The sequence below is a fragment of the Barnesiella sp. CU968 genome (genome assembly GCF_905219685.1).
Classification (GTDB): domain Bacteria; phylum Bacteroidota; class Bacteroidia; order Bacteroidales; family Muribaculaceae; genus Lepagella; species Lepagella muris_A.
In genome coordinates this window covers 1-2,153 of sequence record NZ_CAJMXD010000450.1, presented here as the reverse complement: position 1 = coordinate 2,153, position 2,153 = coordinate 1, and the positions used below count along the sequence as shown (strand labels likewise).

Annotated in this window: 1 protein-coding gene and 2 pseudogenes; all 3 read left to right on the top strand. The window is 43.1% G+C overall.

The features are described 5' to 3' along the window. Nucleotides 1-374: pseudogene (locus JX312_RS12635) on the top strand (hypothetical protein); the annotation flags it as partial. An 8-nt stretch (nt 375-382) separates the two neighbouring features. Continuing rightward, on the top strand, nt 383-1,309 hold the full coding sequence (locus JX312_RS12630) for a hypothetical protein (protein ID WP_204458250.1): 927 nt from the start codon (nt 383-385) through the stop codon (nt 1,307-1,309). A gap of 47 nt (nt 1,310-1,356) precedes the next feature. Further along, nucleotides 1,357-2,153, top strand: a pseudogene (locus JX312_RS12625) (hypothetical protein); the annotation flags it as partial.

Below are 2,153 nucleotides of genomic sequence, written 5' to 3'. Positions count from 1 at the left end.
TGTCGCATAATTATTTTGTGACAGGTATTTTTAGAAACTACTTTTCACTTGGTCGCAGCAAACGTTTCGGCATCTTCAATGAGGTGCAGTTGAAACTCGGAGGCGGGCAATCTAAAATTACCAAAGGCACGGGGGAGGCATTGACAGGCGCTTATGAGCGTAATTTTCAGTTCGGTCTCGGGATTGCTCCCGGTATGGTGGTTTTCTTGAGTAATTATTCGGCTCTTGAAGTAAATGTAGGTGTTTTAGGTTTCAGCATGACTGACACAAAATCAATCTCTGACCAGATCTATGTCGCAAGGCGTAAGTCGAGATCCGCGAATTTTAGAATTAACCTGTTTTCAATCACGTTTGGCGTGGCGTTTTATCTATGACGTTTTTTATGGAGAAAATTTGTCGGTTTGCATTTTTGCTCATATTGCTCGCATTTATTCCTCAGGCAAAAGGGGAGGAAATTGCATGTGATAGTGTGCCGAAAGGTAAATATATATATGTGCCGGATTCGTTGCAGAATGATGTCATGAAATTGCTCATGGGTAATTCGAAAGTGGTTGATGACGAGTCCAAGTTCGATTTTTCGGAAAAAGTATTGTGGAAAGGTGATACGGTTCCGATGAAGTTGCGCACACGTAACTTAGGCCGTTTTGACCGGGGATTGTTCAATTACCTATTTATCCCCAAAGGGAGATGGGGTTTCGGTCTGACAGCTTCATATGGAGAATTGTCAACTGACGATCTTGAAATATTCGACCTCCTTAGCGATATTGACTTGGGGGCACATGCCTTTTCAATAAAACCGTATCTTGAATATACTGTAGCGAATAACATGTCAGTCGGCTTGCGTTTCGGATATACTTCGGCAAAAGCTAATATCGGTTCGTTTAAAGTTGATATTGATGAGGATATGAACTTTAATCTTCACGATATAATGTATCGTAACGAGGGTTATTCGTCGGCATTCCTTTTCCGGCAGTATATCGGCATTTCACGGCGTGGAAGATTCGGGGTGTTTAATGAGGTTGAGCTTGCTTTCTCTTCAGGTAATTCGGATTTTCAACGCCCATATGACGGAGAACTCAGGACAACCCATACTACATATATGAATGCAGGGTTGAATTTCTCACCCGGAGTCAGCGTCTACATGATGAAAAATGTTGCCTTCAATCTGTCGTTTGGAGTCTTCGGTTTTCATCTGAGGAATGAGCGGCAGACGGAGAATGGTGTTGAAGTAGGCAACAGGACAACGTCGGGCGCGAATTTCCGGTTTAATCTCTTCAATATCAATTTCGGCATATCCGTGCATGTTTAATTATTCAACCGGAGCAGGATGTGTGTAATCAAGTTCAATAATCAGCAATGAAAGGGTTAAGAATTAATTCATATATATTTATATTTACGATTGTAGTGTCGGTCGCATGGTTAGCGGGCTGCATACAGAATGATCTTCCGTTTCCTCGCATACCGCAGAACATCATTGCGGTATCTGCCGTAGGCGAATCTAAACAGGCTTATATTGATTCAATAGCATTTGAGGTGAATTTATATCTTGATGAGACTGTAGATATCGAGAATGTCAGTTTTTCCGAATATCGGATCACTCCGGGAGCGACGTCTGATCCCGATTTACTTGAAGGGACATACGATTTCTCATCTCCGGTATACGTAACGTTATCTCGTTTTCAGGATTATGACTGGAAGCTGGTTGCCAATCAGGATATAGTGCGCTATTTTCAAGTTGCCGGCGAGGTGGGGGAGAGCATAGTTGACCCTGTCGGACATCGCGTCATTGTAAATATGCCTGCGGGGACAGATCTTGCCAATCTTACCCTGCAGCGTGTCAAACTCGGTCCGGAGGGTATAACCTCTATTACGCCATCTTTGGATCCGGGTCCTCTTGACCTGTCTTATCCCTTGCGTGTTGTGGTTGCATGCCATGGACGTTATGAATATTGGACTATATATGCGCAGTTTACAGAAACAATAGTCTCTACTACAAGTGTGGATGCTTGGTCAAAAGTGATTTGGGCATATGGTAATGGTCCGGCAGACGTTAAAAACGGATTTGAATATAAAAAAGAAGGTTCGGAAGAATGGATTCCGGTTCCGGAGCGGTATGTGTCGCAGACTCAAGGAGCATTCTCTTGCTATATACC